Genomic DNA, 23969 nt, shown 5'->3' with positions numbered 1-23969 from the left:
ACTCTCATAACCATGGCCACACGTGCGTCTGGAGGCGCGAAAGCCTCCTCGCGTGCGGGGGGCACGGCGGCTCGCAAGCCCGCAGGTTCGTCCCCCCGGAAGCGACCGAGCGGCAACCCCAAGGGGAGCGGCGGCTCCAGGGGGGGCCGCGGCTCCGGCCGCGGGCGCCCTCCCCAGAAGCCCGACCCGTTCTCGCAGGCGGTGCTCGGGTTCTTCAAGCTCCTGTTCAGGCTGTACCTGCTCGCCGCGGTGACGGTCGGATCGGTGTTCCGCGCGTACGGGAACGGCGCCCGCAACCTCGACCCCGAGCACCGCCGCGACGGCCTCGGCCTCGCGCTGCTCGGCTCGTCCATCGTGCTGGCCTCCGTGACCTGGTTCCGGCCCGACGGCGTCGTCACCATCGCGCTGGAGAAGGTCGCGCGCGGCGGGCTCGGCATCCTGGCGATGGCGCTGCCCGTGCTGCTGGCGCTGCTGGCGTGGCGGACGCTGCGCCACCCCGAGCACCACGAGGACACCGGCCGCGTCGTCATCGGCATCACCGCGCTCGGCGTCGGCGTCCTGGGCATCCTGCACATCGCCGCGGGCGTCCCGTCCCCCGCGAAGGACATGGACGGCGTGCGCGGGTCCGGCGGCGTGGTCGGCTGGCTGGTGTCGGCCCCGCTGGACGCGGCGCTGAGCGGATGGGTGGCCGTCCCGCTGCTGCTGCTCCTGTCCGGGTTCGGGCTGCTGGTCGTCACCGCGACGCCGATCGCGAAGGTCCCCGAGCGGGTCGCCGACCTGTGGGCGATGGCGACGCTGCAGAACCGTCCCGAACGCCCCGCCGCCGAGGAGGCCGAGGGCGAGAGCGCGCCGAAGAAGCGGCGCCGCAAGAGCAAGTCCGAGGACGGCGACGAGCTGGAGGTCGGCGAGCACTCACGGCCGTACGACACGCCGCTGCTGGAGGACGCGCCGAAGAAGGCCGACCGGCCCCGCCGCGACCTCGCCGACGAGCTGTTCGAGCCCGACCCGTTCGGCGGGCAGGTCCCGCCCCCTGCCCCGGCCCCCGACGACGAGCCGATGGACGAGCACGTCGCCGGCGCGTCCATGGTCGACGATCCGATGGCCGCCGACCCCGTGTCCGCCGATCCGGCGACCGAGGCCGACCATCCCGAGGTCCGCGACCCGACGCCCGCCCCGCGCCGGACCGAGCAGCTGCCGCTGTCGTCGTCCGGCGAGATCTACGTGCTGCCCGACCCGTCGGCGCTGCGGCCCGGCAGCGTGTCCAAGCCGCGCACGAAGGCCAACGACACGGTGGTGAACGCGCTCACCGGCGTGCTGGAGCAGTTCGACATCGACGCGCAGGTCACCGGGTTCACCCGCGGCCCGACGATCACCCGGTACGAGATCGAGCTCGGCCCGGCGGTGAAGGTCGAGAAGGTCACCGCGCTGACCAAGAACATCGCCTACGCGGTGAAGAGCGCCGACGTGCGCATCATCTCCCCGATCCCCGGCAAGTCCGCGATCGGCGTGGAGATCCCCAACACCGACAAGGACATCGTCAGCCTCGGCGACGTGCTGCGCTCGCCCGCCGCGACCAACGAGCACCATCCGATGATCGTCGGGCTCGGCAAGGACGTCGAGGGCCGCACGGTCGTGGCGAACCTGGCGAAGATGCCGCACATCCTGATCGCGGGCGCCACCGGGGCCGGCAAGTCGACGTGCATCAACGGCCTGATCACCTCGATCCTGATGCGCGCCACCCCCGACGAGGTGCGGATGATCCTGGTCGACCCCAAGCGGGTCGAGCTGACGATGTACCAGGGCATCCCGCACCTGATCACCCCGATCATCACCAACCCCAAGAAGGCCGCCGAGGCCCTGGACTGGGTCGTCGGGGAGATGGACCGCCGCTACGACGACCTGGCCGCGTCGGGGTACCGGCACATCGACGACTTCAACAAGGCGGTGAAGGCGGGCAAGCTCACCGCGCCGCCCGGCAGCGAGCGCGTCTACACCCCGTACCCGTACATGCTGGTGATCGTGGACGAGCTGGCCGACCTGATGATGGTCGCGCCGCGCGACGTGGAGGACTCGGTCGTCCGCATCACCCAGCTGGCCCGCGCCGCCGGGATCCACCTCGTCCTGGCGACGCAGCGCCCGTCGGTCGACGTCGTCACCGGGCTCATCAAGGCCAACGTGCCGTCGCGGCTGGCGTTCGCGACCTCGTCGCTGTCCGACAGCCGCGTCATCCTCGACCAGCCGGGCGCGGAGAAGCTCGTCGGGCAGGGCGACGCGCTGTTCCTGCCGATGGGCGCGAGCAAGCCCATGCGCATCCAGAACGCCTACGTGTCGGAGAAGGAGATCCACGGCGTCGTCGACCACTGCAAGGGGCAGATGGAGGCGAGCTACCGGGAGGACGTCGCCGCGGCCGGCGCGCCGAAGAAGGAGATCGACGAGGAGATCGGCGACGACATGGACCTGCTCGTCCAGGCCATCGAGCTGGTCGTGTCCACCCAGTTCGGGTCGACGTCGATGCTGCAGCGCAAGCTGCGCGTCGGGTTCGCCAAGGCCGGGCGGCTGATGGACCTCATGGAGAGCCGCGACATCGTCGGACCCAGCGAGGGCTCCAAGGCGCGGGACGTGCTGGCCAAGCCGGATGATCTCCCCGGGGTGCTCGCGGAACTGCGCGGCGGCGGCTGAGCGCGCGCTGCCGGGGCATTGCGGAATGATGCGAAATCTTGCCCTGTTTCGAACGTGTTGGCTGTCGCCGAACGGGCACGCCCGTTCCTAGACTGGTTTCACAGTCGTGCGTGATCGGCCACGAGCTCCTCAGAGGAGGCCCGGCGTGAGCATCGGTGAGACCTTGGCGGAGGAGCGTCAGCGGGCCGGTCTCTCGGTGACACAGGTGAGCCTCCAGACGCGGATACGCGAGACGGTCGTCCGCAGCATGGAGGCCGACGACTTCTCCGCATGCGGGGGCAACTTCTACGCCCGCGGCCACATCCGCAGCATCTCGCGCGTGATCGGCATCGATCCGGAACCGCTCGTCGCCGAGTTCGACGCCGCGCACGGCGGCGCCCCGCAGCCGGTCTCGGCGGTGTCGGCGTTCGAGCCGGAGCAGCCGGTCGCGTTCCGCGAGCGCCGGTCGCCGAACTGGAGCGCCGCCATGGCGCTCGCCCTCGCGCTCGTGGTGATCTACGGCATCGTGCAGGTGGTCGGGCACGGTGGCGGCGAGCGGCGCACCGCGCGGCAGGTCGCCGGGACGCCCGCGCCGCGCACCCCGTCCGCCGCCCCGACCGCGCCGCCGACGAGCAGCTCCCCGGTCGCCGAGGCGCCGCGCACCAAGGTCGAGGTGCGGGTCGAGGCGAAGCGGACCACGTGGCTGAACGTCCAGGGCGACAAGGGCAAGACGCTGTTCAGCGGGATGCTCCGCCAGGGCGACCAGAAGGACTTCACCGCCAAGAAGAAGGTCCGGCTGGTGGTCGGCATCGGCGGCAGCGTCAACCTGACCGTCAATGGCAAGGACCTCGGATCGCCCGGCAAGGGCAAGGGCGTCCAGCGGCTGACCTTCGACCGCAACGACCCCGAGTCCGCCTGATCCGGCCCCGGGGGCTCCGGGGCGGGCGCGTCGGGCGGGACGACTTCCCACGCCGATGCCGCGGGCCGATGGTCCGCTCCGGCGCGGGCGCCCATTACCTTAGGGGCATGTCCACTCGCCGCAAGGTCTCACTCATCACGCTCGGCTGTGCCCGCAACGAGGTCGATTCCGAGGAGCTCGCCGCGCGCATCGAGGACGCGGGCTGGGACCTGGCGGACGGCGCGGACGGCGCGGACGTCGTGGTCGTCAACACCTGCGGGTTCATCGAGGCCGCCAAGAAGGACTCGATCGACACGCTGCTGGCCGCGCACGACTCCGGCGCCAAGGTCGTCGCGGCCGGGTGCATGGCCGAGCGGTACGGCAGCGAGCTGGCCGAGGCGCTGCCCGAGGCCGACGCGGTGATCGGCTTCGACGACTACACCGCGATCGGCGAGCGCCTCGACGACGTCATGGCGGGACGCCGGCGCGACGCGCACACCCCGCGCGACCGCCGCACCCTCCTGCCGATCAGCCCGGTCGAGCGGCACGGCGCCCGGGTCGCCGTCCCGGGGCACGGCGGCCAGGACGACCTGCCGGACGGCGTGGCCCCGGCGTCCGGTCCGCGGGTGCTGCGGCGGCGCCTCGGCGGCGGCCCGGTCGCGCCGCTGAAGCTGGCGTCCGGCTGCGACCGGCGCTGCACGTTCTGCGCGATCCCCGCGTTCCGCGGCGCGTACGTCTCGCGCCCGCCCGCGGAGGTGCTGGAGGAGGCGCGCTGGCTCGCCGGCCACGGGGTCCGCGAGGTGGTCCTCGTCAGCGAGAACTCCACGTCCTACGGCAAGGACCTCGGCGACCTGCGGGCCCTGGAGAAGCTGCTGCCCGCCCTCGCCGCCGTCGACGGCATCGAGCGGGTCCGGGTCAGCTACCTGCAGCCCGCCGAGACGCGCCCCGGACTCATCGAGGCGATCTGCGGCACGCCCGGCGTCGCCCCGTACTTCGACATGTCGTTCCAGCACGCGAGCGGCCCGGTGCTGCGCTCGATGCGCCGGTTCGGCGACCGGGAGCGGTTCCTCGGGCTGCTGGACCAGATCCGCGCGCTGGCGCCGGAGGCGGGCGTGCGCTCCAACTTCATCGTCGGGTTCCCCGGCGAGACCGAGGACGACTTCGAGGAGCTGGTGGAGTTCCTGTCGGCGGCCCGGCTCGACGCCGTCGGCGTGTTCGGCTACTCCGACGAGGAGGGCACGGAGGCCGCGAACCTGGACGGCAAGCTCGATCCCGCCGACGTCGCCGCCCGCGTCGAGGAGTTGTCCGGCCTCGCCGAGGAGCTGACCGCGCAGCGCGCGGAGGACCGCGTCGGCGGCCGGATCCGCGTCCTGCTGGAGGACAAGGCCGAGCAGGAGGGCGGCTTCGAGGGCCGCGCCGAGCACCAGGCGCCGGACGTGGACGGGACGGTCCTCGTCCGCGGCGAGGGGCTCGCGCTCGGCGACATCGTGGAGGCCCGGGTCGTGGGCAGCGACGGGGTGGACCTCATCGCGGACGTGTCATGATCGCCGGCACCCCGGATCCGGTCGCGGGCGCGCAGGACCCGCCGCCGGCCGGCGTCTGGAACATCGCCAACGCCCTGACGCTCCTCAGGATCGCGCTGGTGCCGCTCTTCGTCTGGCTGTTCTTCCTGGACGGCACCGCCATGCGGCTCGCCGCCTTCGCCGTGTTCGCGGTCGCCTCGATCACCGACAAGATCGACGGTGACATCGCCCGGGCGCGCGGCCTCGTCACCGACTTCGGCAAGATCGCCGACCCGATCGCGGACAAGGCGCTCACCGGCGCGGCGCTGGTCAGCCTGTCGGTGATGGGCGAGCTGTGGTGGTGGGTGACCGCCGCCATCATGGTCCGCGAGATCGGCATCACGCTGATGCGGTTCGTCGTGATCCGCCGCGGCGTGATCCCGGCGAGCAAGGGCGGCAAGCTGAAGACGATGCTCCAGGTCATCGCCATCGGCTTCTACATCCTGCCGGGCCCGCTCGACTACGTCCGCTGGGCCACGATGGGCGCGGCCCTCGTCGTCACGGTCGTCACCGGCGTCGACTACGTCGTCCAGGCCTGGCGCATGCGCCGTCCGTCCGCCGACGCCTCCTGAGCCTTCAGGACGCGGCCGGCTCAGAAGTCGCGCTCAGTTCGTCGTCCACATGGAGGGCGCCGAGCGCGCGCGGGATGCCGAGCCGGCCGAACATGATCTCGCGGACGCCGGCGAAGCGCTCGGTCCGGTAGCGGGCGAGGGCCCGCAGCGGCTCGGGGGACCGGCGCGCGGTGTCCTGGTCGGTGTTGACGATGACGCAGCGGCCGCACGGCCGGACGAGTTCGATCTCCACCCGGTCGCCGCGCAGCCGGGTGACGGCGTCCTCGCCGTAGGGGCCGAGGCCGCGCAGGACGATGTTGGGACGGAAGCGCGCCATGGAGAACCGGGCGTCCGCCCGCCGGTTCAGGTCGTCGAGCGACTCGGCCGACAGCACCGAGACGGGGTAGCCGTCGGCGTACGTCAGGGTGCCGCCGCCGAGGAGGGTGGGACGGGTCCCGGTGAAGCGGACGAGGCGGCAGGGGAGTCCGAGGATCTCGGAGAACCAGCCGGCCGCGTCGTCGCCCTGGTCCATCCCCTGGCACGGGCGGCGGTGCACGGTCACGTCGAGGGCGGGGCCGTCCACCGCCTCGCACACCAGGGGCGACGGCGCGAGCGGGGTGTGGACGCTGAGCTTCACACCGTCGAAGGCGGGGTGCAGCAGCGCCAGTTCCGGGGCCTCCCGCTGCGACAGGTGCCGCCCGTCCGGGCGGACGAGCATGAACTCCCGGTCGTGGCGCAGCCCGTCCGGGGTCAGTTCGGCCTCGGCGACCGGGACGGCCCCCGCGCTCTTGATCGGGAAGACGTTCAGCCCGGCGACGATGGCGTTCATGCGACGGACGTTACGGACCGGTTCGACCCGGTGGCCAGGGGCACGGGCCATACTTGACGCGGATTCGTCAGTTTGGAGGCCGGAGGGCATGACCGGGGACGACTTCACCTACGCCGAGGTCGGCGCGACGCGCGATGCGGAGCGCCCGGCCGGGTACCGGCACATGCGGCAGCGCATGCTCGTCGGGCAGGGGCCCGCGGCGTTCCGGAACGCCGCGGACGCGGTCATGGAGTTCTGGATGCACCGCGCGCTCCCGGTCCGGGTGGAGGCGTCGGCGCCGCGCGCCGCGCCGGGCGTCAGCGTCGTGATCGGGCTGGGCGTCGGGCCGCTGCGCCTGAAGGCGCCCTGCCGCATCGTGTGGACGCGCGAGGAGGAGCGCTACGCCGGATGGGCGTACGGCACGCTCCCCGGCCACCCGGAGTCGGGGGAGGAGTCGTTCGTCGTGCACTTGGACGACGAGGGCGACGTGTGGCTGACGGTTACCGCGTTCAGCCGTCCGGCGACGGCGGCGGCGAAGCTGGCGGGCCAGTTCGGAAGGCTGTTCCAGCGCGCCTACGCCCGCCGCTGCGGTGCCGTGCTGCGCCGCCTGTCGCGGGCCTAGGTGGGCCGCGGGACCACGCCCACCCCGGTCGTGGCCCCGCGGCCCCGCTCCAAGGGGTGCCGCGGTATTCGATTATCCCTGCCGGCGTCCGCCCGCACGAATCCACCGAATGAGTTTTGACTCACAATGTGACCTGCGCTTCTCTCGCTTGTCGGCGGCCGGAGCGGCGACGTGCGGCGACGATGCGCGTTCCGCGCGGGGCCCGTGCCGCGCGCGGTGTTCCGAGGCCCGCGCGCGGCGGACAGAAAACGCGGCCGTCCCAATTCTCGACGACGGAAAAGCGTTATGCCGGTTGGACCGTGCGAAGCGGCCGGGGCCGGTGTCGTCCTCATTCGGCCGGTTCTTCCGGTGAACCGGCGGTCCGCCGGGCCCGTCGTCGGTGCCCGCCGGTAGATTCGGGGGCGCCTGGGATTCGGGGCGCCTGCGCAACGGGGACGGATGGGGACGCGATGCGGGTCGAACTGCTCACCGTCGGGGACGAGCTGCTCCTCGGCGACACCATCAACGGCAACGCCGCGTGGCTCGGCCGCCGGCTCGCCGACCACGGCGTCGAGGTCACCCGCAGCGTGGTCGTCGGCGACGAGCTGGACGTGATCGTCGCGGCGGTGGAGTCGGCGCTCGACCGGGCCGACGCCGTCATCACCACCGGCGGGCTCGGCCCCACCTACGACGACGTGACGCGCGACGCGCTCGCCAAGGCGGCCGGCGTCGCCCTCGTCCGCGACCCGGAGCTGGAGCGGCGGCTGCGCGAGCGGGTGGCGCGGGCCGGCCGCGAGCTGCAGCCGATGGCGCTGCGCATGACCGACGTCCCCGAGGGCGCCCGGCCGCTGACCAACTCCGCCGGTTCGGCGCCCGGCCTGCGCGTCGAGCTCCCCGGCGGGGTCGTCTACGCCCTGCCGGGCGTCCCGTTCGAGATGCGCACGATCATGGACGAGATCGTGCTGCCGGAGCTCGCGGAGATCGCCGGGCTGCCCGCGGTGGCGCGCCGCACGCTGCGCACCGCCCGGCTGTGGGAGTCGGTCGCCGCGACCCGCCTCGCCGAGGTGGAGGCGATGGACGGCGTGAAGCTCGCCTACCTGCCCGATCCCGCCGAGGTGAAGATCCGCATCACCGTGTCCGGCGAGGACGCGGCCGGGCGGCTGGCGGGCGTGGAGTCGCGCGTCCGGGAGCTGCTCGGCCCGTCGGTCTACGGGGTCGAGGACGAGTCGCTCGGGCTGGTCGTGCACCGGCTGCTCCTGGACCGGGGCGAGACCGTCGCCACCGCGGAGTCGCTGACCGGCGGCCTCGTCGGCGCAGAGCTGACCGCGACGCCCGGGTCGTCCGCGACGTACGCGGGCGGCGTGGTCGCCTACGCGACCGGGCTGAAGGAGAGGCTCCTCGGCGTGCCGGGCGACCTGCTCGCCGAGCACGGGGCCGTCCACCCGGACGTGGCCGCCGTGATGGCCACCGGCGTCCGCGACGCGCTCGGCGCGACCTACGGGCTCGCGGTGACGGGCGTGGCCGGTCCCGACCCGCAGGACGGCCGTCCCGTGGGAACGGTCTATGTCGGTTTGGCCGGACCTGGAGCCTCGCCGACGGTGGTCGGCCCGAAACTCCCGGTGCCCGGCGCGGGGCCGGAGATCCGCGCGGTGATCCGGCGGATGACCGTCGTACACGCGCTTGAGCTGCTGAGACGCCGCCTTCTGGGGCTTGACGTCGAGGACGGGAGCGGAGAGGCTCAGGAAGATCGGGAAGATAGGGGCTGATTACAGCGTTACGTTCCGAGCGAACACGAAATCAACGGTCTGCCATCGCCGCCGTCAGGGCGGGTACGGTGGAACCGGCAGATGGTCCGAACTGAGGGAGGGAGCGAGACGATGGTCCTGCTTCGCCAGCTGCTCGGTGACGTACTGCGGCAGCTGCGGCTGCGCCAGGGACGCACCCTCCGTGAGGTGTCCGCGGCAGCGCGGGTGTCACTCGGCTATCTCTCCGAGGTCGAGCGGGGGCAGAAAGAGGCCTCTTCGGAGTTGCTGTCCTCTATCTGCAAGGCCCTGGGCGTTCCGCTGTCGCACGTGCTGAGGGAAGTCGCGGATCAGCTCGCCCTCGCCGAGCTTCAGCACGAGCCCGTCATGGCGGGTGCGCCGGAGCACGAGCGGATCTCCGCCGAGAGCATTCCGGAGACCCCGGAGGAGATCACCGGCGAGTTCCGCGCCGACATGGTCGCCGCCTGACCGCAGACGGCGCGTTCATGCCCCTGGCCGGGGCCGCGGGTGTGCGCGGCCTCACGGCATGAACTCGGCATTCGCGGGGATTCTCCTGTGTTGTAACGGATAAACCGTAACGATGCGGAAGGAGCCCGTTCATGGCGTCGGTCAAGAGCCCGCTCACCGAGTCGGACCTGAAGGCCGCCGGGGACGCCTTGCAGGGCGCTCTCGTCGACTTGATCGATCTTTCTCTGGTGGCCAAGCAGGCGCACTGGAACCTCACCGGCCGCAATTTCAAGGTCGTCCACGAGCACCTCGACGAGATCGTCGCGCTGGCCCGCAGCGGCCAGGACGACGTCGCCGAGCGAGCGGTGGCGATCGGGGCGAACCCCGACGGCCGCGTCCGCACGGTCGCCGACCGCACTCAGCTCCCGCAGCTGGAGGCCGGCTACCTCGACGACGACAAGGTCGTCGCCGCGATCACCGACATCCTTGCGCAGATCATCGCGCGGTTCCGGGAGCGCATCAAGGCGACCGACGAGCCGGACCAGGTGACCCAGGACCTGCTCATCGGCATCACCGCCGAGCTCGAGAAGCAGCACTGGATGTTCCAGGCGCAGACCTGACGGACGCGATCGGTCCCGAGGCGCCGCGGCCCCGGTGCCCGTGCCGGACCGATCGATGAGCCCCGGCCCCGCCGTCTCCCGACGGGGCCGGGGCTTTTCCGCGTTCGGCCGCGCTCTGCCCGCGATGCAGTGATGATGGGGGTATGCACCCCCTCTCCCGAGCCGTGCCGCTGGCCGCCGCTCTGCTCGCCCTGGCCGCCTGCGGCTCCGAAGGCGACGGCGCGGGACGGCTCTGCACGCTGATCGGGACCGATCCCGGGGTGAGCCTGGTCATCCCCGACGGGTCCCGTGCCGCGTCCGCGTCCCTGCGGGTGTGCTGGGACGGGATGTGCCAGGAACCCCGGATCGAGCTGGGCCCGACCTCGAAGACCGTGTCGACCGGCTGCGACGGCGACGGGCCGGACGCCGTCTGCGGCGCCTCCGCCTCCCCTGACGGGGGCAAGAGGGCCTTCGCCCGAGTCGAGGGTCTGCCCAAGGCGCCCGTGCGGGTGACGCTGAAGCTGCGCGACGCGGAAGGGCGGACGTTCGTCGACGAGCGGCTCGACGTCACGCCGAAGGCGACGTTCCCGAACGGGCGGCACTGCCCCGAGGGCGCGCCGCAGGTGGGGCTGACCGTCGCGAACGGCCGGGTGACCGCGCGCTGATCACGTGCGCAGGTGCGCCAGGACGGTCTCGGCGAACTCGACGGCGAGCGGGCTCAGGGCGTCCCAGCGGCGTGCCGCCCATCCCGCGGTGAGCGGCGGCAGGTCGGGGATCGGCACCAGCCGCACGTCGCCCGAGCCGTCTCCCCAGCCGGGCAGCGCGGGCAGGATCGCCTGGCCGAGGTCCAGTTCGGCCAGCAGGAGCGCGGTGTCCCAGTCGGCGACGCTCGTCGTGGACGTGAGGCGCACCCCGTGACGTTCCAGGTGCATTTCGAGGTGGACGCGGGACGTCGAATGCGCGGGCAGTTCGATGTAGCGGATCCCGGCGAGTTCGTCCAGCGCGACGGACGCCCGCTCGGCGAGCGGATCGCCGGCGTGCACGGCGAGCACCCACGGCAACTCCCGCGACGCCCGCTGCTCCACGCCCTCCAGCGGCGGCCCGATCGTGACCCACGCGAGATCGGCGGTGTGCGACCGCACCGCCTCCAGGCAGCGGCGGCTCGACCCGGCGGTCTCGAACTGGAGCGCGGCGTCGGGGTGCCGCGCCCGGAACGCCGCCACCCCCGCCGCCATGAAGTGCCGCACGGTCGTGGCCCCGGTCGCGACGCGGACCGTGCCCCCGACCCCGCGGCGCAGATCGTCGAGCCGGCGCAGCGCGGCGTCCAGCCCCGCGATCCCCTCGGCCGCGGCCGCGTGCAGGATGCGCCCCGCGCGGGTCGGCACCACGCCCCGCGGCCGGCGCTCCAGCAGCACGAGCCCGGTCTCGCGTTCGAGCCGCTTGACGTGCTGGCTGACGGCCGACTGGCTGCACGACAGGTCCCGTGCCACCGCGCTCAGGTTGCCCGCCGCGCAGACGGCCACGAACACGCGAAGGTCGTCCAAGGTCACAAATCCCCAAGCTAGACCTGGGGAGCCGCCAAGAAAACCCGAGAATTGACTTGGAGCGCTCCTCGGGCAGACGATCTCCATGAGGGCGCAGGATCCGGCGACCCGGAAAGGCGGCGACCCGCCCTGGAGCCTCAGGGGGCAGGGCGGGCGCCGACCGGCTGGCAGCGCGGGCACCAGAACGTCGCCCGCGCCGCGCCCGGAGGGCCCTGGTCCGCCCGCTCGATCCGGGTGCCGCACCGCCGGCACGGACGGCCCGCCCGCCCGTACACCCAGTGCTCCCGCCCGCGTCCCAGCTCACCGGTCGTGATGTGGCCGTGCCGCTCCTTGTTGGCGTCCAGAAGGCGCTGAGAGAGCTGCACGAGGCCCGAGATGTCGGGAACGTTCCCAACGGCGGTCCACGGGTTCACGCCCCGCAGGAACAGGACCTCGGCCTTGTAGACATTGCCGATCCCGGCGACCCTCGTCTGGTCGAGCAGCGCCTCGCCGACCGCCCGGTCCGGGTCCTCCGCCAGCCGCGCGACCGCCTCGGCTTCAAGCCGCGGCCCCCAGTCCGGATCGAGGAGGTCGGGCCCGAGGTGCCCCACCGCCGCGTCCTCCTCGTCCGTGCGCAGCAACTCGACCAGCCCCAGCGAGGACCCGACCGCCTGCCACTCGGCGTTCGCCAGCACGAGCCGCACCCGATGGTCGCGCGGAGGAGGCCCGGGCCGGCGGATCTGCCAGCGCCCCTCCATCATCAGGTGCGTGTGGATGGTCAGCCCGCCCTCCACCCGCACCAGGATGTGCTTGCCGCGCGACACCGCGTCCAGCACGGTCCGCCCGCGCAGGTCGGCCGTCGCGTACCGCGGCACGCGGAAGTCCGAACGCGTCAGCACCCGCCCCTTCAGCGCCTCGCGCAGGCGCCGGGCGGTCAGCCAGACGACGTCGCCTTCGGGCATCTCAGATCAGCGAGGGGCTTTCCCAGGCGGAGGGGTCCTCGGTCAGCTTCCGGACGGGCTCCGGCAGCTCCCCGGCGGCGATGTGCGCAAGCGTGACCTGCTCCAGGATCGCCCGCTCGCTGGCGCGCAGCGCGATCCACACCTCCTGCAGGGAGTGCGCGGGCCCCTCGTACCCCACGTGCTCGGGCCGCTCGCCCCGCACGCCGAGCAGCGGCCCGTCGATGGCGCGGATGATGTCGGCCAGCGAGATCCGCTCGGCCGGACGCGCCAGCCAGTAGCCGCCCTCGGGTCCCCGCTGGCTCCGGACGATCCCGGACCGGCGCAGCTGTCCGAGGATGTTCTCCAGGAATTTGGGCGGAATCTGCTGGGCCTCCGCGAGCTGCACCGCGGTCACCGGATGACTCCCGGCGACCGCCAGCTCGGCGGCGGCACGCAACGCGTAGTCGACCCGGGCGGACAATCGCATAGCCCCATTATCCCTTGCCGATAGAACTACTTCGGTTCATGGCAGTGCTCTCCTCCTTCGGGCCTTGGCGGCCCTCCATCGTCGAGCACTGCGGGCGATCGCTGGCATCGCTCCGTCTCGCCTTGCGGCTCGCTGCGCGATCAGGTTCTCGCTGCGCTTGAACCTGCCTTCGGACGCGATCGCGACCATTGAGGTCGTCGTGGGGTTGCGGTGCGGGCTGAGGTAGGCGCGCGCTCTGTACCTACAGGTATGTACACTTCAGGGCGACCCGCTCTTGAAGGGACACTTGACCATGCCGCTCGTCCGCATTGATGCCCTCCGCATGGACCCGCAACGGCTGGAGGCCCTGGGGGACGCGGTACATCAGGCCCTGATGGAATCGATCGGGTTTCCCGCCGAGGATCGCTTCCAGATTCTGACCAGCCACGACGGCGCCGCGAGCACGCTCCGGCACGGCACCTACCTGGACATCCCCCGCGACGACGGCATCGTCTACATCGACATCACCATGCGCGTCGGCCGTACCGACGACCAGAAGAAGAAGCTCTACGCGCGTGTATGCGCCCTAGCCCACGAGCGCGCCGGCGTAGCCCCCCACAACGTCTTCATAGTCATCCACGAGAACACCCCCGCAGACTGGTCCTTCGGCCACGGCCAAGCCCAGTACCTCCCCTGACACGACGCGCCCCCCGGAACCGGGCTCTTGTCCGGAGGGCGCGCCGTGGGTCTCGTCAGCCGCGCGACGACTTCGTGGCGCGGAGGAGAAGGGGAGTGATCAACCCAGACCCAGGAGTTCTGCTGCGGCTTGGGCGTTGGCGGCGGCGGCGCCGTAGGTGGCCAGGTGGACGGCGGGGGCGGGGCGCCAGACGGGGAGGCCCATCTCGACGACGACGGTGTCGGGGCGGGCGGCCAGCAGGGCCGTGGTGAGGGCGCGCTGGGCGGCGTGGCGGTGGGCGTCCCGCAGGACGACGATGAGGCCGCGTCCCTTGGCACGGTCCAAGACATCCTCCACCGTCCCGTCCGCGCCGTCGGCCCGGACGGCGTCGGGCGCCCACGGGTGCAGGCCCCAGGGGGTCGGGCCTACCGCGATGTTGCCGGACGACTCGGTCTCGACGACCAGGGGCGTCCCGCTCCAGGCGGGCAGCGTGCCGGTCAGGCGGAGGGCGCGGCGGGCGGCCTCCAGGCCGGCGGACCGGTCGACGACGGCGGGGCTTCGCCCGGCGAGCCACTCCCGGAGCAGGCGGGTGCGCTCGGCCGCGGCCGCCAGCCTGACGAGGGGGAGGCGTCCGGTCCGGACGGCCTCGTCGATCGCCGCGAGGGTGGCCTCAACGGTCTCGGCGTGCTCGTTCGGGCCGAGGCACAGCAGGTCGGCGCCCGCGATGAGGGCCCGCACGGACGCCTCCGGGATGCCGATCGCGCCGCTCGCGCCCTCCATGTCGAGCGCGTCGGTGACGATCACGCCCTCGTAGCCGAGGCGCTCGCGCAGGAGTCCGGTGATCGCGTCCTGGGAGAGGGTGGCGGGCGCTCCGCGCGTGATGGACGGCAGGTTGAGGTGCCCGGTCATCACCGCGCGGGTGCCGGCCGCGATCGCCGCCCGGAACGGGACCAGCTCGCGCCGGTCCAGCAGGTCCAGGTCGGCGTCGACGAGGGGGATCGCCAGGTGGGAGTCCTCCACGGTCGCGCCGTGGCCGGGGAAGTGCTTCGCGCAGGCGGCGACGCCCGCCTCCTGAGTGCCGGTGACGGCGGCGGCGGCGTGCCGCGCGACCAGCGCGGGGTCGGAGCCGAACGAGCGGGTCCCGATGACCGGGTTGTCGTCGGCGGTGTTGACGTCGACCGACGGCGCGAAGTTGAAGTTGACGCCGACCTCGGCCAGTTCGGCGCCGAGCGAGCGGTAGATGCGGCGGGTCAGCTCCGGGTCGTCCACGGCGCCGAGCGCGGCGTTGCCCGGGTAGGGGCTGCCGGTCGCGTGGCCGCCGAGGCGGGTGACGTCGCCGCCCTCCTCGTCGATCGTGACGAACGGGTCGCCGGCCTTGCGCATCTGCGCGGTGAGCGCGGCCAGCGACTCCGGGCTCGGGACGTTGCCGGTGAGCGCGAACAGCGTGACGCCGCCGAGTCCCGCCTCCAGCTCGTCCAGGAGCCAGCGCGGCGCGGTCGCGCCGGGGAACGACGGGAGCAGCGTGCCGCGGGCGAGCCGGGCGATCTCCGCCGTGGTCGTGGTGTCGTCGGTCGTCACCCCTTCACCGCCCCGGCGGTGAGGCCGGACACCATGCGGCGCTGGACGACGAGGAAGAAGGCGATGACGGGAATGGTGAGCAGCGTGGACGCTGCCATGATGGGCCCCCAGGCGTTGCCGCTGCGGCCGAAGAAGAACTGCAGCATGATCGGCAGGGTGTACTTGGTCTGGTCGTCCAGGAACGTGAACGCGAAGATGAACTCGTTCCAGGCGGTGATGAAGGAGAAGATGCTGGTCGCCACCAGGCCGGGGGCGACGAGCGGGAGCAGGACCCGGAAGAACGTCCGGACGGGCCCGGCGCCGTCGATGGCGGCGGCCTCCTCCAGCTCGCGCGGCACCGCGGCGACGAAGCCGCGCAGCATCCAGATCGCGAACGGGACGGCGAAGCCGATGTAGACGACGACGAGGCCGGCCAGGCTGTTCAGCAGGTCCAGCTGCTTCAGGTCGAGGAACAGGGGGATGACCAGCGCCTCGCACGGGACCATCTGCACCACCAGCAGCATGATCAGGAAGGTGGTGCGGAAGCGGAACCGGAAGCGGGCGACGGCGATCGCGGCCATCAGCGAGAGCAGCGCCGACACCAGGACGGTGACGAGCGCCAGGATGGCGCTGTTCCGGAAGTACTCCCAGAAGGAGACCTCCGCGATGCCGCCGTTCAGGACCAGGTCGAAGTGCTCCAGCGTCGGGTGGGACGGCAGCGGCTTCGGCGTGGTGCTGAAGATCTCGGTGTTGGGCTTGAAGGCGGTGGAGGCCATCCAGAAGACGGGGAACACCGCGATCGCGAAGACCAGCAGCCCCGTCCCGTTCAGCAGCAGCTTGCGCGGCAGGCGCCTCATCGGGTCTCCCCCTGACGGACCATGACCCGCACGTAGAGGGCGGTGACGACGAGCAGGATGAGCGTCAGCACGAGCGCGATCGCCGAGCCCATGCCGAGCTTCGGATTCAGCGAGCCGAACGCCTCGGAGTAGCCGTACAGCGACAGGTTGAACGCGTCGCGGTTGGCCATCCCGGCCATGATGAACAGCTGCGTGAACACCTTGAAGTCCCAGATGATCGACATGACGATCAGCACGAGGAAGATCGGCTTGAGCATCGGGTAGGTGAGGCTCCAGAACGTCCGCCACGGGCCCGACCCGTCCACGCGGGCCGCCTCGTACAGCTCGCCCGGGACGCTCTTCAGCCCGGCCAGCACGGACACCGCGACGAACGGGCACGCCTGCCAGACGACGCACACGGTGAGGACGGTGTAGGTGGACAGGGGCGTGGCGAACCAGTTGTAGTCGCTCCAGCCGCCGCCGACCAGGAAGTCCGGCAGCAGGTCCAGGCACCAGTTGACGAGACCGCCGGTGGTGCCGAACAGCCAGCTGAAGATGATCGCGGCGGTGACCGGCGGGGTCGCCCAGGCGACCATCACGCCGCCCGCGACGAAGCCCGACATCCGCTTGCCGAGCTTGTGGAGCAGCAGCCCCACCAGCGTGCCGACGACCAGGGTGAGGGACACCGCGACGGCGGCGAACAGCACGGTGTGCCGGAGGGTCTGCCAGAAGAACGGGTCGTTGAAGATCTTGTCGAAGTTCTCGGTCCCCACCGACTCGGCCGGCTCGCCGCGCAGCTGGCGGTTGCCGACCTTCTGGAACGACATGATCCCGATCTGGATCATCGGCCAGAACATCAGGACGGCGATCACGACCACGGTGGGCGCGATCAGCAGGTAGGGCCCGAGGCGGGGCCGGCGGCGGGGCCGCGCCCGGCCGGAGGATCTCCGGCCGGGCGCTTTCCGCACCGCGGGAGCGGTGTCGAGCATGGACGTTCCGATCAGCCGGGTACTAGGGGTTCAGCAGCGTGTTGGCCTGCTCGTTCGCCTTCTTCATCTCCTCCTCGGCGGACTTGCCCTGCATGATCGCCTTGACCGCGTTCGGCAGCACCTTCTTGGCCTGCTCGAACTCGCCCCAGCCGGCGCTGATCGGCGGGAACTTGGTGTTGCCGGCGATCGAGGTGAAGACCTCGAGCTTCGGGTCGGAGAACTTCACGTCCGACCGCATGGAGGAGAAGCCGCTGTAGTCCGCCCAGATCTTGGCGTTCTTGGCGTTGTTGAGGATCGTGATGTAGTCGAAGGCCGCGGCCTTGGCCTTGCTGTCGTTCCACACCGCGAGGTCGGAGCCGCCCGCCATGACCGGGGCGTTGCCGCCGGTCTTGCTCGGGATCGGGAAGACGCCCCACTTGTCGGCGTTCTTCGCGGAGACCTTCTTCATCTCCTTGAGCGCCCAGCTGCCGTCGACGTACATGCCGAGCTTGCCGAGCGCGAAGTCGCGCTGCGGGCCCTCCAGCTCGTTCTTGCCCACGTACTTCTCGGGCGCGACCTTCTCGGTGGTGACGAGGCCGGCGTAGTACTTGACCGCCTCGACCGCCGGCGGCTGGTCGAGCTGCCCCTTGAAGCCGCCCTTGCCGTCGTCGGCGGCGACCTCGCCGCCGTTGCCCCAGATGAAGCTGAGCAGCGCGTTGGTCTGGTCGCTCGGGATGCCGATGCCGGGCACCTTCTTGGAGTCCTGCACCTTCTTGGCCGCGGCGGTCAGGTCCGCCCACGTCTTCGGCGGCTGGATGCCGAGCTCCTGGAACCAGTCCGTCCGGTACCAGACGCCGCGGACGCCCCCATACCACGGCACGGCGTAGGTCTTGCCGTCCGCGGTGTCGTTGCCGAGGGCGGTCTTGTTCAGCGTCTTGCCGTCCGCCCAGCCCTTGTACTCGTCGGTGATGTCGGCCAGGCTGCCCTGCTCGATGTGGGACTGGACGTCGGTGTTGCCGAGCTCGGTGACGTCGGGCCCCTCGCCGCCGGCCGCCGCCTTCTGGAAGGTGGTGGCGACCTGCGGCCACGGCACGTACTTGATCTGGACGTCGGTGTTCGGGTGCTTCTGCTTGAACTCCGCCTCGACGCCGTCGAGGATCTTGGTCTGCTCGGGCGTGCCGTCGCCCATCATCCAGACCTTGAGCTGCGCCGGGTCCTTGCCCCCGTCCTTGCCGTCGCCGTCCTTGCTGTCGCCGCCGCAGGCCGTGGCGGCCAGGGCGATCGCGGCCGTCGCGGCCGCAACCTTGATGTACTTCACTGGGGATCCTTTCCGGCATCGCCTCGCGCGGCCTTGTGGCCTGCGGTGCGGGTGGAGACGGCGCGGACCCTTTAGGGTCCCAGCCATGCCCTCCTCGCGTTCGCATCGCTCGCGGGCGCCCTGCTCGCCAGTCCGCGCTCTGCGCGCGCCTCCGGCCCGGGGTACCGTGCCGGTCGGCGCTTGGGCGTAAACTAACAAGAAACTTTCCTAAACAAAACTGCTCGTTAGCGGATTGAGACATCAGAGGTGCCAGGATGGCAAGACGCCCGGGAACGCCGCGGCTGCTGCGTGAGCTGAACGACCGCGCGGCGCTGGACCTGCTCGTGGAGCAGGGCCCGCTGACGCGCGCCCAGATCGGCGAGCACACCGGGCTGTCCAAGGTGACCGCGTCCCAGTTGCTGTCCCGGCTGGAGGAGCGCGGGCTGGTCTCGGTGGTGGGGGAGCAGGCCGGGGGGCGGGGCCCGAACGCCGCGCTCTACGCGGTCGTCCCGTCCAGTGCGTACGTCGCGGGCCTGGAGGTGGGGCCGGACGGGGTCACGGCCGGCGTCGCCGACATCACCGGGAACATCGTCGCCCAGGTCACCGTCGACCCGAACGGCGCCGACGAGCCGGTGAAGATGGTGCACAGCGCCGTCGTCAAGGCGTGCCGCTCGGCCAAGGTCGCGGTGTCGAGGCTGAGCGCGTTCGTCATCGGGACGCCCGGCGTCGTCGACCCGCGCTCCGGCGACGTCCAGTTCTCCTTCGACCTGCCCGCCTGGCACGAGGGCGTCCTCGCCGCGCTGCGCACCGACCTGCGCCGCCCCGTGACCATCGAGAACGACGTGAACCTCGCCGCCATCGCCGAGCGGGCCTACGGGGCCGCGCGCGACGCCGACGACTTCGCGCTCATGTGGTTCGACCGCGGCATGGGCCTGTCGGTGATGCTGGGCGGGCGGCTGCACCGCGGCCGGTGGGGCGGCGCGGGGGAGATCGGCTACCTGCCCGTCCCGGGGGCGCCGCTGCCGGTCGGCGCCGCCCGCCGCGCGGCGCAGGACGAGGGCGTCACCGAGTCGACGACCTGGGGGATCCCGACCCTCGCCGGCGGCTACGGGGCCCTGGTGGGCGCGGACGCGGTCCGCGCGCTCGCCCACCAGCACGGCATCGCCGAGCCCACCGCCATCGACTGCGTGCGCGCGGCCGCCGCCGACGAGGACCGCGGCGGGGCATTCCTCGACGAGCTCGCCGACCGCATCTCCTACGGCGTGACCTCGGTCAACATCGTCCTGGACCCCGGGCTCGTGGTGCTGTCGGGAAGCCTCGGCCGGGCCGGCGGATGGCCGCTCGCCACCCGGATCGAGGCGATCGTCGGCCGGATCAGCCCGACCCGTCCCGCCGTCGCCGTCACCGGCGTCACGGGCAACCCCGTCCTGCGCGGCGCGCTGCACGCGGCCCTGGAGCAGGCCCGCGACGACGTCTTCTCGGCCGCGGGGGCCTAGGAGGGCGACGCGTGCGGGAGAACGCGCCCGCGGAAGCGGGAAGCGCCCCCGCCCGGCCGGCGGAGGCGCTTCCCGATCGCGCGATGGACCGTTCCCCTACGCGTCCCCTACTTGTCCCCTTAGCGTCCCCTACTTGGCGGCCGCCGCCGCGACGGCGGCCTCCTTGTGCCGCCGCGGGTCGTTCAGCGCGCGGTCGATGACCGTCTGGCTGATGATCTGGCGCTTGCGCCGGAGCGCGGCGGCTTTGCGTGCCGTAGGTGTCATGGCGAAACCCCGTTCCGCGGTGGCGCTTTCCCCTTGGCCACCGCAAACCCCGTGATGCGTCCATGGTCTCAAACGAAAGGGCCGGGGGGTATCCGCCCGAGGAATGAATTCGAGGTCAGACCAACAGCGGAGGACCACCCTGGACACCCCCCGGGGCCGCGCGCTGAGATCATGGGAACGCCGTCTTCCACCTGCCCGTTGGGGGAACCGTGAGCGACGAACCGAGGGGACGCCATGGCGCTGCGTGACCGGCTGCGGCGCCTCGTCCAGAAGCCGGGGAGCGTCGATCTGGCGCCGCTGCGCGCCCTGGCGGACGAGGCCGGGGCGCGCGAGTCCCGCGTCCGGGGGCTCTCCGACGCCGAGCTGACCGCCGCCGCGTCCGTCCTCCGCGAGAAGGAGGACCTCGCCGAGCTGTGCGCCCTCGGCCGGGAGGCCGCCCGCCGGACCCTCGGGGAGCGCCCCTTCGACGTCCAGCTCGTCGGGACGCTCGCGCTGCTGTCCGGGCACGTCGCGGAGATGGCCACCGGCGAGGGCAAGACCCTGGCCGGCGCCCTGGCGGCGGCCGGGTACGCGCTGCGCGGCCGCCGGGTCCACGTGATGTCGGTCAACGACTACCTGGCGCGGCGCGACGCCGAGTGGATGGCCCCGCTGTACGCGATGCTGGGGGTCACCGTCCGCTGGGTCGGCCAGTCGTCCACGCCCGACGAGCGGCGCGAGGCGTACCGGGCGGACGTGACGTACGCGCCGGTCAGCGAGGTCGGGTTCGACCTCCTGCGGGACCGGCTCGCCACCGGCGCCGCCGACCTCGTGCTCCCCGAGCCGTCCGTCGCGCTCATCGACGAGGCCGACTCGGTGCTGGTGGACGAGGCCATGGTCCCGCTCGTGCTCGCGGGCGCGGCCGACTCGGGCGCCGCCGACCCGCGGCACGCCGACCTGGTCCGGCGGCTGCGCCCCGGGCTGCACTACTCGACCGACGACGAGGCGCGCAACGTCCAACTCACCGCGGCCGGAGCCCGCGAGGTGGAGCGCGTCCTCGGGCTCGACCTCTACGCTCCGGAGAACCTCGGCACGCTCACCGCGGTGAACGTGGCGCTGCACGCGGAGGTGCTGCTGCAGCGCGACGTGGACTACATCGTCCGGGACGGCGCGGTGAAGCTGATCAGCGAGTCGCGGGGCCGCGTCGCCCTGCTGCAGCGCTGGCCGGACGGCCTGCAGGCGGCGGTCGAGGCGAAGGAGGCGCTCGACGCCTCCCCCAGCGGGGAGATCCTCGACTCGATCACCGTGCAGGAGCTGATCGGGCGCTATCCCGTGCGGTGCGGCATGACGGGCACCGCGATGGCCGTCGCCGGGCAGCTGACCGAGTTCTACGGGCTGCAGATCGCGGTCGTCCCGCCGAACCGGCCGTGCGTCCGCGTGGACGAGCCCGACCGCCTGTACGCGACCGCCGCCGACAAGGAGGTCGCGATCGTCGAGGAGATCGCCGCCGCGCACGCCGGGGGCCGCCCGGTCCTCGTCGGGACCGGCGACGTCGCCGAGTCCGAGCGGCTCGCGCGCCGGCTCGCCCGCGCCGGGCTGGACCGGGTCGTCCTCAACGCCAAGAACGACGCCGAGGAGGCCGCGATCATCGCGGAGGCGGGCGCGTACGGCGCGATCACCGTCTCCACGCAGATGGCCGGCCGGGGCACCGACATCCGGCTGGGCGGAAGCCCCTCGCCGACCGCCCCCGGCACGGCCCCCGCCGAACATGACGGGACCGACCACGACCGGGTCGCGCGGGCCGGGGGCCTGCTGGTCATCGGGACCGGCCGCTACCACAGCAGCCGCTTGGACGACCAGCTCCGCGGTCGAGCGGGGCGGCAGGGCGACCCCGGCGGCTCGGTGTTCTTCACCAGCCTCCAGGACGACCTCGTCACCCGCTACGCGCCGGACGAGGAGTCGAAGGCGCCCGCCGGCGACGACGGGCTCATCACCGACAAGGGCGCGCACTGGATCGTCGGCCACGCCCAGCGCGTCGCGGAGGGCGTCGACCTGGAGCTGCACCGCAACACGTGGCGCTACAACCACCTGATCGGGCTTCAGCGGCGCGAGGTGCTCGCCGAGCGCGACGCCGTCCTGCACGGCGACGCCGCCGACCGGGCCATGGCCGCCGACGCCCCGGCGCGGCACGCCGAGCTCACCGGGACCGCGGGCGCCGAGGCGGTGGCGGCCGCCGCGCGGCAGATCGTCCTGTACCAGCTCGACCGCTGCTGGGCCGAGCACCTGGCCTTCCTCGCCGACCTGCGCGAGGGCATCCACCTGCGGTCGCTCGGCCGGGGCCTGGACCCGCTCATCGAGTTCAACCGGGAGGCCGTCCCGGCGGGAAAGCGGCTCCTCGGCGACGCGCGGAAGCGGTCGGTGGCCGCCTTCGAGGCCCTCACCGCGTCCGAGGACGGCATCGACCTCGACTCCGCGGGGCTGAAGCGCCCCTCGGCGACCTGGACCTACCTCGTCCACGACAACCCGTTCGGGTCCCTGGACGAGCGGGCCCTGCGCGGGCTGATCAACATGTTCAGGGGGCGGCGGCGCTGAGCCTCCGGGGAACGATCGCCTCGGCGGCGGCCCGGGCGGAGGCGGTCGCGTCGCGGATGCCCGCGACGCTGAACGCGACGACCGCGCCCTCGTGCAGGATGAGCAGCTGGTCGGCGAGCACGCCGTCGCCCACCAGGCCGGCGTAGAGGGCGCGCACCCAGGCCTTCTGCTCGGCGGCCACCCCGTGCACCGGGTGGGACGGGTCGGGCAGTTCGGCGCACGCGTTCACCATCGAGCAGCCGCGCCCGCACTCGGTGGCCAGCCATTCCCCGAGGGCGTCGAACGTGGCGAGGACCCGCTCGCGGGGGTCGCCCGCCTCTGCGATCCGCTCGGTCATGAAGGCGCGCCACCGCTCGTCGCGGGCGCGCAGGTAGGCCAGGATCAGCGCGTCCTTGGAACCGAACCGGTCGTAGACGGTCTTCTTCGTGACACCCGCCTCGGCGGCGATCAGCTCCATGCCGACGGAGCCGATGCCGCGCTCGTAGAACAGCTCGCTCGCGACCTGGAGCACCCGCCGGGCGGCGGGGGTGAGCGGCCGGTCGTGCACGGGCATCGGGACTCCTTCCACCGGGGTGACCCTGAGTATACATACCGGTATAGCTACCGTTGTAGCTATACCGGTATGTATACATGGGAGGGTTCATGCGCGACCGTCGATCGGACGTCCTGCTGGGCGCCGCGTTCGTCGTCATGTGGAGCTCCGGGTTCGTCGGCGCCGAACTCGGCACCCGGGCCGCGCCCGCGAGCGCGCTGCTTGCCTGGCGGTTCATCATCGGCGCCGGCGCGCTCGCCGTGTGGCTGCTGTGGCGCCGGCGCCGGATCCCGCCCCGGGACCTGGCCCTGCACACGCTCATCGGGACGCTGGGACAGGTCGGCTATCTCGCCGGCGTGTTCCTCGCCGCCCAACACGGCGTCGCCGCGGGGATCAACAGCCTCATCACGGCGCTGCAGCCGCTCGTCGCGGTCGCGCTCGCCGCGCCGGTGCTCGGCGAGCCGGTCGGCCGCCGGCGGCTCGCCGGGTTCGTCGCCGGGCTCGGCGGCGTCGCGCTCGTCGTCGGCGGCGACCTGGACGGGAGCGCACCCGCCTGGGCGTACGCGCTGCCGTTCGCCGCGATGCTCTCCCTCGTCGGCGCCACCCTCGTGGAGCGCCGCACGCGCCCCTCGCTGGAGCTTCCGGAGGCCCTGGCCGTCCAGGCGGGGGTGAGCGCGGTGGTGTTCTCGGGCTTCGCCGGTGCGGACGGTTCCCTGGTCCCGCCCGCCGACCCCGTCTTCTGGACCGCCATCGCCATCCTCGTCCTGCTGGCGATGTTCGGCGGCTACGGGCTGTACTGGGTCAACGTCCGGCGGACGGGCGTCGGCCGCGTCTCCGCCCTGCTCTACCTCACCCCGCCTACGACGATGCTGCTGGGCTGGATGATGTTCGGCACGACGCTGACCTTGCCGTCACTCCTGGGCATGCTGGTGTGCGCCGCCGCCGTGACCGTGGCGCT

Annotated in this window: 22 protein-coding genes and 1 pseudogene; 13 read left to right on the top strand and 10 right to left on the bottom strand. The window is 72.5% G+C overall.

What is annotated here, in order from left to right; all coding sequences use genetic code 11:
- Nucleotides 1–12: 12 nt before the first annotated feature.
- The 4 genes from K4S16_RS05690 to pgsA all read left to right on the top strand — a co-directional run bounded on the left by K4S16_RS05690 (nucleotide 13) and on the right by pgsA (nucleotide 5690).
- Nucleotides 13–2679 (top strand): DNA translocase FtsK, encoded by a 2667-nt coding sequence (locus K4S16_RS05690; RefSeq protein WP_149257679.1) that lies wholly within the window; start codon nucleotides 13–15, stop codon nucleotides 2677–2679.
- Between the two features lie 145 nt (nucleotides 2680–2824).
- Complete coding sequence (locus K4S16_RS05685) at nucleotides 2825–3577, top strand: helix-turn-helix domain-containing protein (RefSeq protein WP_149257678.1); 753 nt, start codon at nucleotides 2825–2827, stop codon at nucleotides 3575–3577.
- Nucleotides 3578–3684: 107 nt separating this feature from the next.
- Nucleotides 3685–5100: a 30S ribosomal protein S12 methylthiotransferase RimO gene (gene rimO, locus K4S16_RS05680; protein WP_149257677.1), complete on the top strand. Its 1416-nt coding sequence runs from the start codon at nucleotides 3685–3687 to the stop codon at nucleotides 5098–5100.
- Nucleotides 5097–5690 (top strand): CDP-diacylglycerol--glycerol-3-phosphate 3-phosphatidyltransferase, encoded by a 594-nt coding sequence (gene pgsA, locus K4S16_RS05675; RefSeq protein WP_149257676.1) that lies wholly within the window; start codon nucleotides 5097–5099, stop codon nucleotides 5688–5690. Before rimO ends, pgsA begins: the two co-directional genes overlap by 4 nt.
- 4 nt (nucleotides 5691–5694) lie before the next feature.
- Here the strand turns inward: pgsA and K4S16_RS05670 are convergent, their stop codons facing one another.
- A complete protein-coding gene (locus tag K4S16_RS05670; protein WP_149257675.1) occupies nucleotides 5695–6498 on the bottom strand; it encodes an MOSC domain-containing protein in 804 nt (267 codons plus the stop codon).
- 88 nt (nucleotides 6499–6586) lie between these two features.
- On the opposite strand from K4S16_RS05670, the gene K4S16_RS05665 reads away from it, so the two are divergent.
- The 5 genes from K4S16_RS05665 (at nucleotide 6587) to K4S16_RS05645 (ending at nucleotide 10552) form a co-directional block, all read left to right on the top strand.
- Complete coding sequence (locus tag K4S16_RS05665; protein ID WP_149257674.1) at nucleotides 6587–7099, top strand: DUF1990 family protein; 513 nt, start codon at nucleotides 6587–6589, stop codon at nucleotides 7097–7099.
- A gap of 449 nt (nucleotides 7100–7548) precedes the next feature.
- Entirely contained in the window at nucleotides 7549–8844 is a 1296-nt protein-coding gene (locus K4S16_RS05660) for a CinA family nicotinamide mononucleotide deamidase-related protein (RefSeq protein ID WP_149257673.1), read from the top strand.
- 111 nt (nucleotides 8845–8955) lie between these two features.
- Nucleotides 8956–9309 carry a helix-turn-helix domain-containing protein gene (locus K4S16_RS05655; RefSeq protein WP_141577403.1) on the top strand — a complete coding sequence of 118 codons (354 nt, stop codon included), beginning with the start codon at nucleotides 8956–8958 and terminating at the stop codon, nucleotides 9307–9309.
- A 131-nt stretch (nucleotides 9310–9440) separates the two neighbouring features.
- Nucleotides 9441–9908 carry a Dps family protein gene (locus tag K4S16_RS05650; RefSeq protein WP_149257672.1) on the top strand — a complete coding sequence of 156 codons (468 nt, stop codon included), beginning with the start codon at nucleotides 9441–9443 and terminating at the stop codon, nucleotides 9906–9908.
- Nucleotides 9909–10051: 143 nt separating this feature from the next.
- Complete coding sequence (locus tag K4S16_RS05645) at nucleotides 10052–10552, top strand: hypothetical protein (protein ID WP_149257671.1); 501 nt, start codon at nucleotides 10052–10054, stop codon at nucleotides 10550–10552.
- Here K4S16_RS05645 and K4S16_RS05640 read toward each other — a convergent pair whose 3' ends face one another.
- The 3 genes from K4S16_RS05640 to K4S16_RS05630 form a co-directional block, all read right to left on the bottom strand.
- Nucleotides 10553–11437 carry a LysR family transcriptional regulator gene (locus K4S16_RS05640; protein WP_149257670.1) on the bottom strand — a complete coding sequence of 295 codons (885 nt, stop codon included), beginning with the start codon at nucleotides 11435–11437 and terminating at the stop codon, nucleotides 10553–10555. It abuts the gene before it with no gap.
- A gap of 131 nt (nucleotides 11438–11568) precedes the next feature.
- The gene (locus tag K4S16_RS05635) at nucleotides 11569–12372 is read right to left on the bottom strand and encodes a DNA-formamidopyrimidine glycosylase family protein (protein WP_149257669.1); all 804 of its coding nucleotides are present in this window, start codon (nucleotides 12370–12372) and stop codon (nucleotides 11569–11571) included.
- A 1-nt stretch (nucleotide 12373) separates the two neighbouring features.
- Nucleotides 12374–12838, bottom strand: coding sequence for an Rrf2 family transcriptional regulator (locus K4S16_RS05630; protein WP_149257668.1), 465 nt, complete (start codon nucleotides 12836–12838; stop codon nucleotides 12374–12376).
- 292 nt (nucleotides 12839–13130) lie between these two features.
- Here K4S16_RS05630 and K4S16_RS05625 point away from each other — a divergent pair, with 292 nt between their 5' ends.
- Nucleotides 13131–13514, top strand: coding sequence for a tautomerase family protein (locus tag K4S16_RS05625; protein WP_149257667.1), 384 nt, complete (start codon nucleotides 13131–13133; stop codon nucleotides 13512–13514).
- 99 nt (nucleotides 13515–13613) lie between these two features.
- On the opposite strand, the gene K4S16_RS05620 is transcribed toward K4S16_RS05625, so the two are convergent.
- The 4 genes from K4S16_RS05620 to K4S16_RS05605 are packed head-to-tail and all read right to left on the bottom strand — an operon-like array spanning nucleotide 13614 to nucleotide 18172.
- Nucleotides 13614–15071, bottom strand: coding sequence for a glycoside hydrolase family 3 protein (locus tag K4S16_RS05620; RefSeq protein WP_200841694.1), 1458 nt, complete (start codon nucleotides 15069–15071; stop codon nucleotides 13614–13616).
- A complete protein-coding gene (locus K4S16_RS05615; RefSeq protein ID WP_149257666.1) occupies nucleotides 15068–15907 on the bottom strand; it encodes a carbohydrate ABC transporter permease in 840 nt (279 codons plus the stop codon). The genes K4S16_RS05620 and K4S16_RS05615 overlap by 4 nt, the downstream gene beginning before the upstream one ends.
- Nucleotides 15904–16875 carry a carbohydrate ABC transporter permease gene (locus tag K4S16_RS05610; RefSeq protein ID WP_149257665.1) on the bottom strand — a complete coding sequence of 324 codons (972 nt, stop codon included), beginning with the start codon at nucleotides 16873–16875 and terminating at the stop codon, nucleotides 15904–15906. Before K4S16_RS05610 ends, K4S16_RS05615 begins: the two co-directional genes overlap by 4 nt.
- Nucleotides 16876–16897: 22 nt before the next feature.
- Nucleotides 16898–18172, bottom strand: a complete 1275-nt coding sequence (locus tag K4S16_RS05605) for an extracellular solute-binding protein (RefSeq protein WP_149257664.1) — start codon at nucleotides 18170–18172, stop codon at nucleotides 16898–16900.
- Between the two features lie 254 nt (nucleotides 18173–18426).
- Between K4S16_RS05605 and K4S16_RS05600 the strand changes: the two genes are divergently transcribed.
- Nucleotides 18427–19647: an ROK family transcriptional regulator gene (locus K4S16_RS05600; protein WP_149257663.1), complete on the top strand. Its 1221-nt coding sequence runs from the start codon at nucleotides 18427–18429 to the stop codon at nucleotides 19645–19647.
- 129 nt (nucleotides 19648–19776) lie between these two features.
- On the opposite strand, the gene K4S16_RS46375 is transcribed toward K4S16_RS05600, so the two are convergent.
- Nucleotides 19777–19911, bottom strand: a complete 135-nt coding sequence (locus K4S16_RS46375; protein WP_268843210.1) for a hypothetical protein — start codon at nucleotides 19909–19911, stop codon at nucleotides 19777–19779.
- Between the two features lie 234 nt (nucleotides 19912–20145).
- Between K4S16_RS46375 and secA2 the strand changes: the two genes are divergently transcribed.
- Nucleotides 20146–22479: an accessory Sec system translocase SecA2 gene (secA2, locus tag K4S16_RS05595; RefSeq protein WP_149257662.1), complete on the top strand. Its 2334-nt coding sequence runs from the start codon at nucleotides 20146–20148 to the stop codon at nucleotides 22477–22479.
- Here the strand turns inward: secA2 and K4S16_RS05590 are convergent.
- Entirely contained in the window at nucleotides 22460–23032 is a 573-nt protein-coding gene (locus tag K4S16_RS05590) for a TetR/AcrR family transcriptional regulator (RefSeq protein ID WP_149257661.1), read from the bottom strand. The genes secA2 and K4S16_RS05590 overlap by 20 nt on opposite strands.
- Before the next feature lie 77 nt (nucleotides 23033–23109).
- Here K4S16_RS05590 and K4S16_RS05585 point away from each other — a divergent pair.
- Nucleotides 23110–23907: pseudogene (locus K4S16_RS05585) on the top strand (DMT family transporter); the annotation flags it as partial.
- Nucleotides 23908–23969: the final 62 nt, after the last annotated feature.

Origin of the sequence: Actinomadura sp. K4S16 (genome assembly GCF_008327685.1) — a bacterium.
Lineage (GTDB): Bacteria > Actinomycetota > Actinomycetes > Streptosporangiales > Streptosporangiaceae > Spirillospora.
Note: the sequence above shows the minus strand (reverse complement) of the source record. Positions and strands in the feature narration are given on the sequence as shown.

What these genes read in the sequence shown, in the direction of transcription:
- K4S16_RS05690 (WP_149257679.1), top strand. Translation starts at nt 13, where the DNA reads ATGGCCACACGTGCGTCTGGAGGCGCGAAAGCCTCCTCGCGTGCGGGG.
- rimO (WP_149257677.1), top strand. Translation starts at nt 3,685, where the DNA reads ATGTCCACTCGCCGCAAGGTCTCACTCATCACGCTCGGCTGTGCCCGC.
- pgsA (WP_149257676.1), top strand. Translation starts at nt 5,097, where the DNA reads ATGATCGCCGGCACCCCGGATCCGGTCGCGGGCGCGCAGGACCCGCCG.
- K4S16_RS05670 (WP_149257675.1), bottom strand. Translation starts at nt 6,498, where the DNA reads ATGAACGCCATCGTCGCCGGGCTGAACGTCTTCCCGATCAAGAGCGCG.
- K4S16_RS05665 (WP_149257674.1), top strand. Translation starts at nt 6,587, where the DNA reads ATGACCGGGGACGACTTCACCTACGCCGAGGTCGGCGCGACGCGCGAT.
- K4S16_RS05660 (WP_149257673.1), top strand. Translation starts at nt 7,549, where the DNA reads ATGCGGGTCGAACTGCTCACCGTCGGGGACGAGCTGCTCCTCGGCGAC.
- K4S16_RS05655 (WP_141577403.1), top strand. Translation starts at nt 8,956, where the DNA reads ATGGTCCTGCTTCGCCAGCTGCTCGGTGACGTACTGCGGCAGCTGCGG.
- K4S16_RS05650 (WP_149257672.1), top strand. Translation starts at nt 9,441, where the DNA reads ATGGCGTCGGTCAAGAGCCCGCTCACCGAGTCGGACCTGAAGGCCGCC.
- K4S16_RS05645 (WP_149257671.1), top strand. Translation starts at nt 10,052, where the DNA reads ATGCACCCCCTCTCCCGAGCCGTGCCGCTGGCCGCCGCTCTGCTCGCC.
- K4S16_RS05635 (WP_149257669.1), bottom strand. Translation starts at nt 12,372, where the DNA reads ATGCCCGAAGGCGACGTCGTCTGGCTGACCGCCCGGCGCCTGCGCGAG.
- K4S16_RS05630 (WP_149257668.1), bottom strand. Translation starts at nt 12,838, where the DNA reads ATGCGATTGTCCGCCCGGGTCGACTACGCGTTGCGTGCCGCCGCCGAG.
- K4S16_RS05625 (WP_149257667.1), top strand. Translation starts at nt 13,131, where the DNA reads ATGCCGCTCGTCCGCATTGATGCCCTCCGCATGGACCCGCAACGGCTG.
- K4S16_RS05615 (WP_149257666.1), bottom strand. Translation starts at nt 15,907, where the DNA reads ATGAGGCGCCTGCCGCGCAAGCTGCTGCTGAACGGGACGGGGCTGCTG.
- K4S16_RS05610 (WP_149257665.1), bottom strand. Translation starts at nt 16,875, where the DNA reads ATGCTCGACACCGCTCCCGCGGTGCGGAAAGCGCCCGGCCGGAGATCC.
- K4S16_RS05600 (WP_149257663.1), top strand. Translation starts at nt 18,427, where the DNA reads ATGGCAAGACGCCCGGGAACGCCGCGGCTGCTGCGTGAGCTGAACGAC.
- K4S16_RS46375 (WP_268843210.1), bottom strand. Translation starts at nt 19,911, where the DNA reads ATGACACCTACGGCACGCAAAGCCGCCGCGCTCCGGCGCAAGCGCCAG.
- secA2 (WP_149257662.1), top strand. Translation starts at nt 20,146, where the DNA reads ATGGCGCTGCGTGACCGGCTGCGGCGCCTCGTCCAGAAGCCGGGGAGC.
- K4S16_RS05590 (WP_149257661.1), bottom strand. Translation starts at nt 23,032, where the DNA reads ATGCCCGTGCACGACCGGCCGCTCACCCCCGCCGCCCGGCGGGTGCTC.